This window comes from Mycobacterium riyadhense (assembly GCF_963853645.1).
Taxonomy (GTDB): Bacteria; Actinomycetota; Actinomycetes; order Mycobacteriales; family Mycobacteriaceae; genus Mycobacterium; species Mycobacterium riyadhense.
Window position 1 is genome coordinate 495,253 of sequence record NZ_OY970456.1, and the last position, 15,410, is coordinate 510,662.

The window sequence follows — 15,410 nt, forward strand, 5'->3', positions numbered from 1 at the left end:
AGCTGGACCGCTCAGCCCAACGGCATGCCGCCGTCGACCGCGGTGTGTTCCCAGATGGTGTTAGGTGGGCGTGCCATATCCGCCGCCGCCTGGGGTTTCGATCACGAGCGTGTCGCCGGCCCCGACCTCCATAGAGTCACACCCGGCCAGGTCGACCGTGCTGCCGTCGGCGCGTTCTATCCGATTGCGGCCCGGGGCTCCCGCCGAGCCGCCGGCCATCCCGTAGGGCGGAACCCGCCGATGACCCGACAACGTGCTCACCGTCATGGGCGCGGTGAACTCGATCCGACGGACCGCTCCGTCACCGCCACGCCACCGCCCGGCGCCACCGCTGCCAGGCCGAATGGCGAACTCCTGCAGCAGCACCGGGAAGCGCGATTCGAGCACTTCGGGATCGGTGAGCCGAGAGTTCGTCATGTGTGTCTGCACGACCGACACCCCGTCGAACCCGTCGCCGGCGCCAGAGCCGGACCCAATGGTCTCGTAGTACTGATGCTGATCGTTCCCGAAGGTGACGTTGTTCATCGTCCCGGACCCCTCGGCTTGCACACGCAAGGCGGCGAACAGTGCGCCGGTGATTGCTTGCGAGGTTTCCACGTTCCCAGCGACAACCGCGGCCGGGTAGGTCGGCGCGAGCATCGAGCCTTCCGGGACGACGATGCGCAGCGGTCGCAGGCAACCGTCGTTGAGCGGGATATCGTCGGCGACCAGTGTTCGGAACACGTAGAGTACTGCGGCGTTCACGACCGACGACGGCGCGTTGAAGTTCGTGCTGAGTTGGGGCGAAGTCCCGGTGAAGTCGATGATCGCGCTGCGGGCGGCGCGGTCGACGGTGACGCGGATGGCGATCGTGGCGCTGGAATCCATGCGGTAGCGGTATTCGCCATCATCGAGCCGGTCGATGACGCGGCGGACCGCCTCCTCGGCGTTGTCCTGGACGTGGCGCATGTACGCCTGCACGACATCGAGTCCGAAATGATCGATCATCTTGTCGACCTCGTCGACTCCCTTTTTGTTTGCGGCGATCTGCGCGCGGAGATCGGCGAGGTTGGTGTCGGGATTGCGGGATGGGAACGGCGCCTCGGTGAGTAGCCGCCGGGTTTCGGCTTCGCGGAACTGCCCTTTTTCGGCGAGGAGCCAGTTGTCGAACAGCACGCCTTCTTCGTGGATCTGATGACTGTCGGCGGGCATGGAACCGGGGGTGATCCCGCCGATTTCGGCATGGTGTCCTCGGGACGCGACGAAAAATAGGATCCGCTGACCCGGATCGTCGAACACCGGGGTCACGACGGTGACATCCGGCAGGTGGGTACCGCCGTGGTAGGGGTCGTTGACTGCGTAGACGTCGCCGGGATTCATCGTGCCGAGGCGACGGCGGATCACCTCCTTGACGGTGGTGCCCATCGAACCGAGATGCACCGGGATGTGCGGTGCGTTGGCGACGAGGTTGCCGTCCGGATCAAACAGCGCGCACGAAAAGTCCAGCCGCTCACGGATATTCACCGACTGGGCGGTGGCCTCCAACCGGAAGCCCATCTGTTCGGCGATCGACATGAACATGTTGTTGAAGATCTCCAGCAGCACCGGGTCTGCCTTGGTGCTGGCATCGGGCTGCGTGGGGGCGACCACCCGCTCGACGAGCAGATGCCCGTAGGAGGTCATCTCGGCCCGCCAGCCGTCGTCGACGACGGTGGTCGCGTTGGCTTCAGCGATGATGGCCGGGCCGGTCGCGGTATGCCCAGTCTTCATTCGATCTCGTTGGCGCAGCGGGGCTTCGCGCCACGATCCGCCCGCATAGACCCGCACCGTTTCGGGTGCGTCGGGGTCGTCGGCATCGCGGTCACCGAGATGGGACAGGTCGGGCTGCTCGGTGAGCCCGGTTGCCTCGACCGAGACGGCTCCGGCGATCAGCGGGCGGTCCATCAGGAAGGAGTACGTCGCATGGTGACTCGCCTCGAACGCCGCCGTCATTGCGTCGAGCTCTGCAAGTTGGATAGGGACCGCGGTGTCGGTCCCGTCGTAGCGTAGGTGGACGCGCCGAACGACTCGGATCCGCTCGGCCGGGATGCCCTCGTCGACCAGTTCGGTGCGAGCCGTCTGCTCGAGGGAATCCGCGACGGCGGCCAACCTCTCCAAGGCGGCGGATTCGAGCCGGATTTCGACGGACTGCTCCCGCATCGCGGTCGTGTCGGCCAAACCGATCCCCAATGCGGAAAGCACACCAGCCATGGGCGGGACGAGTACCGTGCGGATACCCAGCGCATCCGCAACCGCGCACGCGTGTTGCCCGCCGGCGCCGCCGAATGTGGTCAGCACGTACTGCGTCACGTCGTGTCCCTTTTGGACCGAGATTTTCTTGACCGCGTTGGCCATGTTTGCCACCGCGATCCGCAGAAACCCCTCGGCGACCTGCTCGGGCGACCGGTCGTCACCCGTGCGCGCCCGGATGTCGGCACCCAGTTCGGCGAAGCGACGCCGCACGATCTCCGCATCCAGCGGCTGGTCGCCGCCGGGACCGAACACGGCCGGGAAGTGCGCGGGCTGGATGCGGCCGAGTATCACGTTGGCATCGGTGACGGTGAGTGGACCGCCGCCGCGGTAGCAGGCCGGGCCGGGGTCGGCCCCCGCCGAGTCCGGGCCGACCCGGTAGCGGCTGCCGTCGAAATGCAGGATCGACCCGCCGCCCGCGGCCACGGTGTGGATGTCCAGCATGGGAGCGCGCAACCGGACACCAGCCACTTGCGTGGTGAACACACGCTCGTACTCGCCGGCATAATGCGACACGTCGGTGGAGGTGCCGCCCATGTCGAAGCCGATGACGTGATCGAATCCGGCCAGGGCCGACATCCGCACCATGCCGACGATGCCGCCGGCCGGGCCGGACAAAATCGCGTCCTTGCCGCGAAAATGCCCGGCCTCGGCGAGGCCTCCGTTGGACTGCATGAACATCAGTCGCACACCAAGCATCTGGTCTGCCACCTGGTTGACGTAGCGGCGCAGCACCGGGGACAAGTAGGCGTCGACCACGGTGGTGTCCCCGCGCGGGACCAGCTTCATCAACGGGCTGACCTCAGACGACAGCGAGATGTGGTCAAAGCCGACCTGCCCGGCCAGCTTGCCGATCTCTCGTTCGTGTGTTGGGTACAGGTAACCGTGCATGCACACCACCGCGACCGATCTGATCCCATCGTCATGGGCCTGCCGCAGTTGCGCGCCCAGTGCTTCGAGATCGGGTTCCCGCAGCACGGTGCCGTCGGCCGCGATCCGCTCGTCGACCTCGACGACCCGCTCGTACAGCATCTCCGGCAGTACGATGTGTCGGTCGAAGATGCTCGGCCGATTTTGGTAGGCGATCCGTAGCGCGTCGTGAAAACCGCGGGTGATCACCAGCAGCGTGCGCTCACCCTTACGCTCCAGCAGGGCGTTGGTCGCGACGGTGGTGCCCATCCGGACGGCGTCGACTTGCGTGACGGGTATGGGTGCGTTCTCGGTGATCCCGAGTAGTGCACGGATTCCGGCCACCGCTGCGTCGCGGTAGCGTGCCGGGTTCTGCGAAAGCAACTTGTGCGTCAGCAGCCGTCCATCCGGCCGGCGCGCCACGATGTCGGTGAACGTGCCGCCCCGGTCGACCCAGAATTGCCACTGTGCACCAGTCACCCGTGCTCCCTCTCCGGCTCTTCACGCTACGTTAGGAGGCTTTGTAGGTGTCTCCAGAGCGACGATGGTCTGAGTGCTCAGGCGCCGGGCTTCCGGTGGCCTTCGGCGTAGGAGAGGGGCATGTGAGCGGTGGACGCTGCCGCTGAGCATGACTGGGTCAAGGAGGGCCTGCTGTTCGAGGGCCTGCAGGACTGGAGTTCCCTCAGCGATGTGCAGGCGTCGTTCGTTCCGGAGGCTGGCCCGCCGCGGCCGGTGTACGAGGTCCAGCAGCTCACGTTGAACATGATCCGGGAACTGGTCAACTGGACCTGACCGACAAAGGCAAGAAGCTCGCCCTCGAGCTGTATCACGCGGATGACCCGTAAGCATGAGTCTCATCCACCTCGGCACTTGAACTCTCCCCACATCCACGACCGCGCCGCGGCGTCGCGCGGTACGAGATGATGGGCGTCAATGGTGAAGCGTCGGGGCTTCCCGTGGCCTTCAGCGCAGGAGAGGGGAAAGTGAGCGGTGGACGCTGCGACTGAGCATGACTGGGTCAAAGATAACCTGCTCATCGAGGGTCTGCAGGACTCGATTTACTTTGGTGAGGTGCACTCGTCGTTCATGCGGAAGACCGGCCAGCCACGACCGCCGCACGAGGTGCAGCAGCTGACGTTGAGCATGGTTCGGGAGCTGGTCAGCGAGGGGCTGTTTGTGTTGGGCACGATCGTGGGGCCTAAACGCAATCCACGTTTTGAACCCTGGGATCTGCCGCTGGACGCCGCGATGGCTGAGATCGAAGACGCCTACGTTACCCACTTCGACGACCGGTGGAGCTGGATCACGAGGTGTTGGCTGCATCTGACCGACAAGGGCGAGAAGCTGGCCCTGGAGCGATATCACGCGGATGAACCGGAGCCGTAAGCACGGTCATGTCGCGTTTGCGCGGCTTTATGCCGTCAGCGGGAGTCGAGCAGCGCGCCGAATGAGTTCGCGACGGTGTCGCTGAGGTAGGTGATATCCCTCCGGAGGTGTGTTCGCCGTTGACTAACGACGAAAAGGTTGTGTTGGAGCAGTCGGCCCATCCCAGGACATTCGGATCCGGCGATATATGTCGTGAATTGTCCCCACATCCGTAACCGGGCCGCGGTGAAATATCCCGTACTGCGCACGCCACACGCGTCTGGCGTTACCGGGGTGTCGAGGATCCGGGTCGTGACGCCGGCTGCACCCAGATCGCGCAGGGTGCACGCGCCATGATCGATAGCGACGTCAGTCGCCGCTATGCCGGTGAAGCTGAACGCGGCCAGGGTGTCGCAGCCTTCCCAGCCGCCACGCGACCGGTGTCCCGTGACGGCGACCCGCACCGGTTGCTCGGCGTTGTCCCCCGGCGCGGCCAGGTACCATCCCGGTGGGACAGCGACACTGCCGTCATCGCCGGTAAGTGTGCCCGCAACCGGAAGGGGCGCGAACTCGCCGACGGTGCAGGCAACGATGTCGGCCAGCGAGGCCGCCGACAGGAGGCGCTGCCGCTCGTCTGACGGCTCCAAAGTATTCACCGCGCGATCTGTCCGCTAGAGGTAACCCCGCCGGAGATGAGGCCGCCGATAATGGCGATTCCGGCGAGCACTCCGGCTCCTGCCGCCTTTCCGGCCTCGGCCAGATCGTGGGCCAGGTCGGGCAACAGAGGTGATCCGCCCGGGGCCGGGGGTGGGCCGGGCGTTGCTGGCGGTGTGGGAACCGCCGGAGCGTCTGGGAGGTCGAACGGGGCGATCGGGAGTGGCGCGCTGGGCGTGACCTGAAAGCCCGGCGGCGATGGGTTCTGCAACCAGGGCGGCAGCGTCGCCGGGTCAACGACCTGCGTCGGCGGAAGAATTATGGGCGGATGACCCACCTGCGGTGGCGGCAGTGGCAACGGGGCGGGGTGTGCGGCCGGTGGTAACTGCGGCGGCGCGCTGATCAGCGGCGGCGCGTATGGGGTGTGGATTTTTGTTCTGTCACGGTCGGGGTACCAGACGTCGATGGTGTCGCCCCAACCGTCGGTGCTCTGGCGTAAGCCGATCTTGGTGCCGTCGGGTAGTACTCGTACTGACCCCTTGTAACGGGGAGGGCCAGGACAGTCGCTCGCGTTGCGCGTGAGGTAATCCCACATCCGTTTAACATTCGCCGCATCCCACAGCTCCTTGACCTCTGGGTTCGATCCCACGCCGTTAGGCCCCCGTTTCCCCCCGTTCTGCAAGGGGTCCAGCACTTTCCTGACGTCTTCGGCGTTGTTGATGGGCGGCAGCGGGCCCGGGTGCGGGTCGGGCGGGATGGGTTGGCGTGGATCCTGTTTCCAGGTGTGATTGTCGACGAGTTGGATCGCGTCGTGCTTGTCAGTGGGTGGCGTGCCAGGGGCGGGGGCTTCCTCGAAGGTGAGGGTGTCGATGCCCTTGGTGGCGGCGGCAACCTGTGTGGCGATCTCGTGATCCTTGGCGACCAACGCGGCTACGCGATGGCGGATGAATGCGGAGTGCCCTTGCGCCTGGGCAAGCCGTGCCGCCCTGAACTCGGCCGAACCGCCCGATGAGCGGTCGGCGACCGAATAGTCCTCACCGACCGCGAAGCCGTCCGCCTGCGCCTCGTGGACGGCGTTGAGCACCTCCTCGCGGCACGCTTGCAACGCCGCTTCCCCCCGACGGGCGATTGCGGCGGCCTGGTGCAACTGGTAACACGCCCCTCGGACCTGCACCAGGTCAAGCGCGGAGCGCTGTTCCGTCGCGGCCGCGGCCTGGCCTTCCCACGGCGTGCCACCGGGCGTTGACGCCCGCCTGTGGATTTCACTGAAGACCTCTTCCCACAGGTTGGCGGTGCGCGTCCAATACGCCGACCCCTCGCGCAGATACGCGGTATCCATGACCTGAACTTGCGACAGCGTAGGAAGTGCAGTGCTGAGGGCCATCTAGCACACTGTCGGCCGGGCCAGCCCCTGGAGCTGGGCTGCCGAGCTGGCTTCGTTCGCCGTGTAGCCAGTAGCGGCTGCCGCGAGGTTGGTGGCCGTCGCCTGCATTCGGAAGGTGCACCTGGCGCCCGCCGCGGTGATCCCCGCGTTGGAAACAGTGACTGCGGACGCGCTTGCTAGCCATGTCGAAACCGCAGGAGTCGGCGCGCTATTGCCTGCCAGCTTGCCCGCCAAGGTCTCGCACTCGCCAGCTTCCGCGCGAAGGCCGTCGTCGCTGACCCGCAGCTCGGACACGCCCCGTGACGATTCCATGCGGCGAGAGTTTAGTGCTCAATGCCCTGCGCCTCAGCTCACCGTTACCCCGGCCACGGGCTGTAGTCGGCGATCAACTCCTCCTGCGGCGGCCGCTGGTCGGCCGGCACGTGTCGCAGGTTGATGCGGATCCGATACCAGATCGAACTAGGTCCCCGCATGCCGTCGACCAGCACGTCGGCCGGCTGCAGCAAAGCGGCGGCGTCGGGGTAGCGTCCGCGCCAGGCGTCGAGCGCGGCCATCGCCTCGTCCTTCGTCTTGGTGCGGGCGATCTCGATGAGCGGCATCACGGACTGACGACGTCCCGCCGTCCCGCTTTGTGCCGACCCTTTCGGCGCCTTCTCCGGCGGACCCATTTCCTCGGCAAGCGTCAGCAGCCGGTCAAGTTCACCGACGGCATCATCCATCCCCGCCCAGGGGTCACCCATTTCGGCGAACCGGGCGGGCACGGTGGCAATGGTGAACGCCTCCGGACGGCAGTCGGCGACCTCATCCCAATGCAGCGGTGTGGATACCCGCGCATCCGGGGTGGCACGCACCGAGTAGGCCGACGCGACCGTGCGATCTTTGGCGTTCTGATTGAAGTCGACAAACACCCCCTCGCGTTCTTCTTTCCACCAGCGGCTGGTTGCCGCGTCGGGCACGCGCCGCTCGACTTCCCGTGCAACGGTTTGGGCGGCCAGCCGCACCTGGCGGAACGACCAGTGCGGAGCGATCCGGGCGTAGACATGGAAGCCTCGTGAGCCGGACGTCTTGGGCCACGCGACCAGCCCGTAGTCTTCGAGCACCTCGCGGGCTACCAGCGCGACCTCGATGATCCGCTGCCAGGTGACCCCGGGCATCGGGTCCAGGTCGATCCGCAGTTCGTCGGGGTGGTCGAGGTCGCTGGCGAGCACAGGATGTGGATTGAGGTCAATGCATCCCAGGTTGATCACCCATGCCAGTCCGGCGGCGTCATGGATGACGGCCTCTTTGGCCGATGTGCCGGATGCGTACCGCAGCTCGGCGACGTCCACCCAATCGGGCCGTTTCTCCGGGGCGCGCTTCTGAAACACCGCCTCTTCCGAGATGCCCTTGACGAAGCGCTTCAGAATCATTGGCCGGCCGGATACCCCGCGTAGCGCCCCGTCGGCGACGGACAGGTAGTACCGGACCAGGTCCAGCTTGGTTCGACCGGCCCGGCCGGGGCCACCACCTGAATTAGGAGCGGCGGGGAAAATCACCTTGTCCGGATGGGTAATGGTGACCTCGCATCCGGCCACCTCTAGTGACACCGGATCGGTCATAGGAGTCCATCGTAATTCCGGGCATACTTCCTGACCGCATTGCGACGGCCGTCACATATTGTGTGGCTATGCCTAACCTCAGTGACCTGCCCGGGCAAACTGTCGCCAAGATTGCGCAGTATGTCGAACGTGGCACCGCCGAATTGCACTACCTGCGCAAGATCATCGAATCGGGCGCGGTCGGGCTGGAACCGCCGCTGAACTACGCGGCGATGGCAGCCGATATCCGCAAGTGGGGCGAGATCGGCATGCTGGCGGCACACAACGCCAGGCGCAACCCCGATGGCTTGGCGCTCATCGACGAAGAGGGCACGCTCACCTACAAGGAGCTTGACGACGCCGCCCACGCGGTGGCCAATGGCCTTCTCGCCAAGGGCGTTCGCGGTGGCGACGGGGTCGCCATCCTGGCACGTAACCACCGCTGGTTCATCATCGCCAACTATGGCGCCGCCCGTGTCGGCGCTCGCATCGTCTTGCTCAACAGCGAATTCTCCGGCCCGCAAATCAAAGAGGTCTCCGAGCGCGAGGGCGCCAAGGTGATCATTTATGACGACGAGTACAGCAAGGCCGTCAGCAAAGCCGAGCCGGAGCTGGGTAAGCTGCGGGCGCTTGGCGTCAACCCCGACGCCGACCAGCCGTCCGGCAGTACCGATGAAACGCTGGCCGAGCTGATCGCGCGCAGCAGTACCGCACCCGCCCCGAAAGCCAGCAAGCACGCGTCGATCATCATCCTGACCAGCGGCACGACCGGCACGCCGAAGGGCGCCAACCGCAGCCTCCCGCCGACGCTGGCACCGGTCGGCGGTGTCTTGTCGCACGTTCCGTTCAAGGCCGGCGAGGTGACGTCGTTGCCGTCGCCGATGTTCCACGCCCTGGGCTATCTGCATGCCACGCTCGCGATGTTCCTGGGTTCGACGCTGGTGCTGCGGCGCAAGTTCAAGCCGCCGCTGGTGATTGAAGACATCGAGAAGCACAAGGCCACCGCCATAGTGGTGGTGCCGGTAATGCTGTCGCGCCTTCTCGACGCGGTCGAGAAGATGGACAAGAAGCCCGATCTGTCCAGCCTGAAGATCGTATTCGTATCCGGATCGCAATTGGGCGCCGAGCTGGCCACCCGCGCTCTCCGAGACCTGGGTCCGGTCATCTACAACATGTATGGCTCGACCGAGATCGCCTTCGCCAGCATCGCCGGACCCCAAGACCTGGAACGCAACGCCGCCACGGTCGGTCAGATCGTCAAGGGCGTCAAGTGCAAGATCCTCGACGACAACGGCAAGGAGCTGCCGCAGGGGGAGGTCGGCCGGATCTTTGTCGGCACCGCCTTCCCGTTCGAGGGCTATACCGGCGGTGGTCACAAGCAGATCATCGACGGCCTGATGTCGTCGGGTGATGTCGGCTACTTCGATGAGCATGGCCTGCTGTACGTCAGCGGCCGCGACGACGAGATGATCGTTTCCGGCGGCGAGAATGTGTTCCCGGCCGAAGTCGAGGATCTGATCAGCGGGCATCCCGACGTGGTCGAGGCCACCGCGATCGGTGTCGACGACAAGGAGTGGGGCGCCCGGCTGCGGGCATTCGTGGTCAAGAAGAAGGGCGCCAGCATTGATGAGGACACGGTTAAGCAGTATGTGCGCGATCACCTGGCCCGCTACAAGGTGCCGCGGGAAGTGATTTTCCTCGATGAGCTGCCGCGGAACCCCACCGGCAAGATCCTGAAGCGCGAGCTTCGCGAGATCGACGTGGACTAGCGCGAGCAGACACAAAAGCCCCCATTTCGGCACGAAAATGGGGGCTTTTGCGTCTGCTCGCCACAATTTGCTGTACATACGCAATCAGCACCCGTCTGTCCATAACGAATCCCCACCTTAATCAGCGTTTACTGACATGTGCTTATTTGTATATCAGTACCTCAGTATATACGCGCTGCCCTCGTAATACTGAGGTTTATAGATACTGAATACAGCATATACTGAATTTCGATCTGTCTAGCATCGGTGTGTCTACAAGGCAGCACTTGAACAGCCGATTAGGGCGACTATGCTGGTAACTAAAAATGCTATCCTTGGATAAAGAATTATTGGAATTAGCACCATTGCATTCGAGTCGGTTTCAACATCGTGGAAGGAGCTAGCACATGTTGATTTCACTGTCTTCGGTTCGTAGCGCGGTGGCTGGTGCGGTGAGCGCTGGCGTGCTGACGGGAGCGGCCCTGTTCGGCGCCGTCCCGGTGGCGCACGCCGCCCAGCCGCCTACGTCGGCGCCGCAGTTCGCAGCGACCAACACGCCCACCGGCGCGCCGGTCGTCCCCGGCGTGCTCCCGACCGATCCGCAGCATCCCGCCGACCTTGGCCGCGTCACCGCAATGGACGACTGGCGGGGTCCCTGGGGACCCTGGTGGCCGAAGTTGCCCAACTGGCCCAAGTGGCCCGGGTGGCACGGCGGACCCGGGTGGCACGGTGGACCCGGGTGGCACGGCGGGCCTGGGTGGCATGGTGGCCCTGGGTGGCATGGGGGCCACGGCGGCCACGGACGCTGAGCTGATGCGCGGGCCCTTAGGGATCGCGCGGCAGGCCCAGCAGCCGTTCGGCGATGATGTTCAGCTGCACCTCTGACGTGCCGCCGTAGATGGTGGTGGCGCGGCTGGCCAGCAGGTATTCGCCCCACTTACCCGGCAACTGGTCGGTGTCGCCGATCACGGCGTCGGTGCCAAATGACGACACGGCGAATTCGGCGTAACCCTGTCCGGTGCGCATCGACAACAGCTTTGAGATCGCAGCCGACGGCATCGCGTCACCACCGGCCAGCGTCAGCAGCGTGGAGCGCAGGTTGAGCAATTTCGCGGCGTGACCCTCGGCAATCAATTGGCCGGCACGATGAACCGCGACCTGGTCGAACTGGCCGTCTCGAACGAACTCGACGAACTCGGGCAGGGTGGCCAGGAAGTTCGAGTCGCTGCTACCGATCGTTACGCGTTCGGCAGTCAGGGTGTTGCGGCTGACCTCCCAGCCGCGGTTTACCTCTCCGAGCACGTACTCGTCGGGGACGAACACGTCGTCAATGTAGACGGTGTTGAACATCTCGTGACCGGTGAGTTCACGCAGCGGCTTTACCTGTATGCCTTCGCTTTTCATGTCGAGCAGGAAGTACGTGATGCCGTTGTGTTTTGGAGCGTTCGGGTCGGTTCGCGCCAGGAGGGCACCCCATTGGGAGTATTGCGCTGCCGTCGTCCAGATCTTCTGGCCGGTGATGCGCCAGCCCCCGTCGACCCTGGTCGCCTTCGTGGTCAGCCCCGCCAGGTCGGAGCCGGCGCCCGGCTCGGAGAACAGCTGGCACCAGAAGATGTCGCCGCGAAAGGTCGGCGGCAGGAAGCGCTGTTTCTGCTCCTCGGTTCCGAACGCCACTATCGACGGCACGATCCATGCCGCGATCGCGATCTGCGGCCGCTTGACCCGTCCGGTGGTGAACTCCTGGGCGATGATGATCTGCTCGACCGGGCCGGCCGCGCGCCCCCATGGCCTGGGTAGATACGGCAGCACCCAACCCCCTTCGGCAATGGCTACCTTGCGCGGTCCGCGATCCATCGCCTTCAGAGCCGCCACCTCGGCCCGAATCTCGGCCCGCAGCTTCTCGGTCTCCGGGTCCAGGTCGATGTCGACCGCGCGCATGCCGGTGCTCGTGGCGGTGTCCACCACCCGCTGCGGGTGCTCGGAGGCGCGGCCGAAGCATGCGGCCAGCAGCAGCGCCCGGCGGTAATAGACGCCTGCGTCGTGCTCCCAGGTGAAGCCGATGCCGCCGTGCACCTGAATGCAGTCCTGCGCGCACCGCTGGGCGGCGGCCGGTGCCAGCGTGGCCGCCACCGCGGCGGCGAACTCGACGTCGGGGCTGGCCTCGTCGATCGCACGCGCGGCATCCCATACCGCAGCGGTGGCGCGCTCGGTGTCGGCCATCATCTCCGCGCACTTGTGCTTGATCGCCTGGAACTGGCCGATCGGCCTGCCGAACTGTTCGCGGATCTTCGCGTATGCCGACGCGGTGTCGGTCGCCCAACGCGCCACGCCGACGGCCTCGGCCGACAGCAGGGTGAACATCAAGGCGTGAGCGGTTGTCATGCTCAGGTTGGTCAACACGGCGTCGTCGCCGACCTCGACGGCATTGGCCCGAACGTGAGCGATCGGCCGCAGCGGATCCAGGCTGGTAATCGGCTCTATCTCGAGCTGGTCGGCGCGCAGCACAACCCACTCCTCGCCGCTGTCGATGGCCACCGGCAGCACCAGCACGGATGCCTGGGCCGCGGCGGGAACGGCGCGGACCTCGCCGCGGATCACCAGTGTTTCTTCCTTGGGGCCATGCCTGGTCGCCGTCAGCCCGGAATCCAGCGCGTAGGCGGCGATTGCCGCTCCGGAAGCCAGTTCGGCGAGCACTTTGGCGTCCGGGTCATGCGCGGAGATCAGCGCGCTGGCGATCGCCGACGGCACGAACGGCCCGGGCGCCGCGCCGTAGCCGAATTCGGCCAGCACCACGGCCAGTTCAAGAATGCCGAATCCTTGTCCGCCGACGGACTCGGCCAGATGCACGCCCTGCAGGCCCTGCTCGGCCGCCGCCTGCCAGTATGGCGGGGGATTTTCGATAGCGGTCTCCATCGCCGCGTGCAATACCTCGGACGGCGCTACCCGCGCCACCAGGGATCGCACCGAATCGGCGAGGTCTTGGTGTTCAGGGGTGATTGCGATCGGCATTGGTCGCCTTCCCTTGCTATTGCTCGGTTCACACCCAAGCTAACAACCGGCCGGTTGGTTAACCACTGGGTCAGGGCCACCGCTCGGCCATCCAGCTGACGATCATGTCGGCCTGCTCGTCGCGCGCGCCGGGCGTGGTGAAGTAGTGGTCGGTGTTGATCGAGGCCTGCCGCTTGTCGGTGCTCGCCAACGCGTCGTAGATCCGTTGGGCGTCAGAGGGGAACACTCCGGTATCGGCCTCGGCGTTGATCACCAGTGCCGGGCAGCGGATGCGGGCCAGGTGCGGCTCGGCCCGGGTTGGAGCGACCCGCAAGCTCCACATGCCCAGCCAGTTGCGCAGCGTGCAGGCCGCGGCGATGCCGTGCGCGGATCGGTTCGCCTTGGCAGGGGTTCCGGCGTAACACTGGTTGGGCGCACGCTTGGTCGGTTCGATGCTGGGGTCGATCATGCGTGGATCGGCCCAGGTGCGCATCACGCTGAATGGGCGGTCCGAAAAGCCAGCAGCGCGAATGCGTTTGAGCTCACCTACGGCCCAGCCCGTGATGGCGTGGTTGCGCGCGACCTGTGCGGCACGGTAGCGCCCGACGAACTCGGATGAGTACGGCGGGCCGTTCGTCTCGTTGAACAGGTCAAGGTCGGGATCGGTTGCCAGCGGGTCGTTTTCGTCGACAACGGCGGCGTCCATCCAGGAAGTGAGCACGTCCGGCCGCCCGGGATGAGCGGCGGTAGCGACGTATCCGTCGGCGGCGAGCAACTCCGTCACACCGGCGGCCGGTCGCATGCCTTCCAGCGGTGTCACGTTCGGGTCGACGGCCTGCGACTGATAGGCGGCCATCAACGAACCGCCTCCCGAATTGCCCAGCAGCACAATCGTTTCTACACCTTGAACCTCACGCAGCCAGCGGACCCCAACACCGATGTCGACCAGTGCGTGGTCGAGCAGGAAGCTGCTTTCGAATCCGCGGAATCTGGTATTCCAGCCAAGAAAACCGACGCCGCGGATGGCCATATAGTCGGCGAGATAGTGCTCAGCAAAATCGATCTGGTAGTGCGTGGCGATCATCGCTACCTTCGGTTTTCGTCCGGCGCCACGGTGGTACAGCCCCTGGCACGGGTGCCCGCCGGCGCCCGCGCGCCCGGCCGTGGGCGAAGGTAGCCCGACGAACTCTCGAATAACCCCGGGCGCTGCGCCATGACCAGTCAATGTGAGCGGTCCTCCTCGTTGTAGATGGCCCGGTAGTAGATGTTGGCCAGCGTCTGGATGCAGGCCTGGTCGTCAGGTTCACGTCCCCCGCTGAGCTGGATGTAACAGAACTGGTTGAACATCGCCACGATCGCCTCGGCGATCAACTGCGGGTCGTCGCCTGGGCAGTAGCCCTGAGCTTGGGCACGCCGGACCGTTTCAGCGATGAAAGAAATTGGACCCGAGCACATTTCGGCCCAGTATCGGGCAAAGTCGTCGTTGACCATGGCCAACTGTGACACGCTGATCACCTCGGCGAGGCGGTGGCGGTAGGTGTGCCAGTGCGCCGCCGCCGCCTCGTACGCGCGTTCGCGATTGGACAGGCCGTGCCGGGTAACCGAAAGCGCGCGCTGGTTGGCTTCATCGCGGAAGCGCAACGCCCACTGGCGGACCATCGCCTCTTTGGAGTCGTAGTAGTTGTAAAAGGACGCCGCCGAGCGGCCCGCTTCGGCGGCGATGTCGGCGATGGTCGTCGCCAGGATGCCCTTGCGCGCGATGACGGTTCGCGCCGCGGTATCGATCGCGGCCTGGGTCCGCCGGCCGCGATGGGTCGGGCACTCGGATGCGGTCGACACATGCACCTCCTGGAACAAAACTGAATCTGATGTTAGATTCAGATCCAGATCCTGGCCAGTACCTGGGGATCGATGGGAGGCAACGAATGATCAAGCCGTACAACACCAACAACGAGTTCGAGCTCAGTGGGATCAACCACGTCGCCCTGGTGTGTTCGGATATGGAGCGCACCGTGGACTTCTACAGCAACATCCTCGGCATGCCCCTGATCAAATCGCTGGACCTTCCCGGCGGGCAGGGGCAGCACTTCTTCTTCGACGCCGGCAACGGCGACTGCGTCGCGTTCTTCTGGTTCGCCGACGCACCCGACCGGGTGCCGGGCATCTCGTCGCCGGATGCCATTCCTGGCATCGGGGACATCACCAGCGCGGTGAGCACCATGAACCACTTGGCGTTTCACGTGCCGGTCGAGAAGTTCGACGCCTACCGGAAGCGGCTGAAAGAAAAAGGAGTTCGGGTCGGCCCGGTGCTCAACCATGACGAGAGCGAAATGCAGGTGTCCGCGACCGTGCACCCCGGGGTATATGTGCGTTCGTTCTACTTCCAGGACCCCGATGGCGTCACCTTGGAATTCGCGTGCTGGGTAAAGGAATTCACTGATGACGACACGCGGGCCGTACCCAAGACAGCGGCCGATCGACGCCCTCCAGTGGCTGCGGGTCGCTAGCTCCCCAAGC

13 protein-coding genes are annotated in these 15,410 nt (G+C 65.3%); 5 read left to right on the forward strand and 8 right to left on the reverse strand.

The genetic code is table 11. The features are described 5' to 3' along the window. Nucleotides 1-60: 60 nt before the first annotated feature. A complete protein-coding gene (locus AADZ78_RS02160) occupies nt 61-3,657 on the reverse strand; it encodes a hydantoinase B/oxoprolinase family protein (protein ID WP_085251599.1) in 3,597 nt (1,198 codons plus the stop codon). 129 nt (nt 3,658-3,786) lie between these two features. Between AADZ78_RS02160 and AADZ78_RS02165 the strand changes: the two genes are divergently transcribed. Both AADZ78_RS02165 and AADZ78_RS02170 read left to right on the forward strand, forming a co-directional pair. Continuing rightward, on the forward strand, nt 3,787-3,969 hold the full coding sequence (locus AADZ78_RS02165) for a hypothetical protein (protein ID WP_239655282.1): 183 nt from the start codon (nt 3,787-3,789) through the stop codon (nt 3,967-3,969). A gap of 198 nt (nt 3,970-4,167) precedes the next feature. Further along, a complete protein-coding gene (locus AADZ78_RS02170) occupies nt 4,168-4,563 on the forward strand; it encodes a hypothetical protein (protein WP_085251598.1) in 396 nt (131 codons plus the stop codon). 35 nt (nt 4,564-4,598) lie between these two features. Here AADZ78_RS02170 and AADZ78_RS02175 read toward each other — a convergent pair whose 3' ends face one another. The 4 genes from AADZ78_RS02175 to AADZ78_RS02190 are packed head-to-tail and all read right to left on the reverse strand — an operon-like array spanning nt 4,599 to nt 8,178. Further along, nucleotides 4,599-5,198 carry a hypothetical protein gene (locus AADZ78_RS02175; RefSeq protein ID WP_085251597.1) on the reverse strand — a complete coding sequence of 200 codons (600 nt, stop codon included), beginning with the start codon at nt 5,196-5,198 and terminating at the stop codon, nt 4,599-4,601. Next, nucleotides 5,195-6,580, reverse strand: a complete 1,386-nt coding sequence (locus tag AADZ78_RS02180; RefSeq protein WP_085251596.1) for a hypothetical protein — start codon at nt 6,578-6,580, stop codon at nt 5,195-5,197. Before AADZ78_RS02180 ends, AADZ78_RS02175 begins: the two co-directional genes overlap by 4 nt. Beyond that, on the reverse strand, nt 6,581-6,892 hold the full coding sequence (locus AADZ78_RS02185; RefSeq protein ID WP_085251595.1) for a hypothetical protein: 312 nt from the start codon (nt 6,890-6,892) through the stop codon (nt 6,581-6,583). It abuts the gene before it with no gap. 44 nt (nt 6,893-6,936) lie between these two features. Beyond that, complete coding sequence (locus AADZ78_RS02190) at nt 6,937-8,178, reverse strand: DNA polymerase domain-containing protein (RefSeq protein ID WP_085251594.1); 1,242 nt, start codon at nt 8,176-8,178, stop codon at nt 6,937-6,939. Between the two features lie 68 nt (nt 8,179-8,246). On the opposite strand from AADZ78_RS02190, the gene fadD2 reads away from it, so the two are divergent. Together fadD2 and AADZ78_RS02200 are read left to right on the forward strand one after the other, a co-directional pair. Then, entirely contained in the window at nt 8,247-9,926 is a 1,680-nt protein-coding gene (fadD2, locus tag AADZ78_RS02195; RefSeq protein WP_085251593.1) for a long-chain-fatty-acid--CoA ligase FadD2, read from the forward strand. A 386-nt stretch (nt 9,927-10,312) separates the two neighbouring features. Further along, a complete protein-coding gene (locus tag AADZ78_RS02200; protein ID WP_085251592.1) occupies nt 10,313-10,714 on the forward strand; it encodes a hypothetical protein in 402 nt (133 codons plus the stop codon). Between the two features lie 16 nt (nt 10,715-10,730). Here the strand turns inward: AADZ78_RS02200 and AADZ78_RS02205 are convergent, their stop codons facing one another. From AADZ78_RS02205 to AADZ78_RS02215, 3 genes are all read right to left on the reverse strand, one after another. Further along, on the reverse strand, nt 10,731-12,914 hold the full coding sequence (locus AADZ78_RS02205; protein ID WP_085251591.1) for an acyl-CoA dehydrogenase: 2,184 nt from the start codon (nt 12,912-12,914) through the stop codon (nt 10,731-10,733). Nucleotides 12,915-12,984: 70 nt separating this feature from the next. Further along, entirely contained in the window at nt 12,985-14,118 is a 1,134-nt protein-coding gene (locus AADZ78_RS02210) for an alpha/beta hydrolase (protein ID WP_085251590.1), read from the reverse strand. Beyond that, complete coding sequence (locus AADZ78_RS02215; protein WP_139828844.1) at nt 14,115-14,732, reverse strand: TetR/AcrR family transcriptional regulator; 618 nt, start codon at nt 14,730-14,732, stop codon at nt 14,115-14,117. Before AADZ78_RS02215 ends, AADZ78_RS02210 begins: the two co-directional genes overlap by 4 nt. 86 nt (nt 14,733-14,818) lie before the next feature. On the opposite strand from AADZ78_RS02215, the gene AADZ78_RS02220 reads away from it, so the two are divergent. After that, nucleotides 14,819-15,400 (forward strand): VOC family protein, encoded by a 582-nt coding sequence (locus tag AADZ78_RS02220; protein ID WP_085251588.1) that lies wholly within the window; start codon nt 14,819-14,821, stop codon nt 15,398-15,400. Nucleotides 15,401-15,410: the final 10 nt, after the last annotated feature.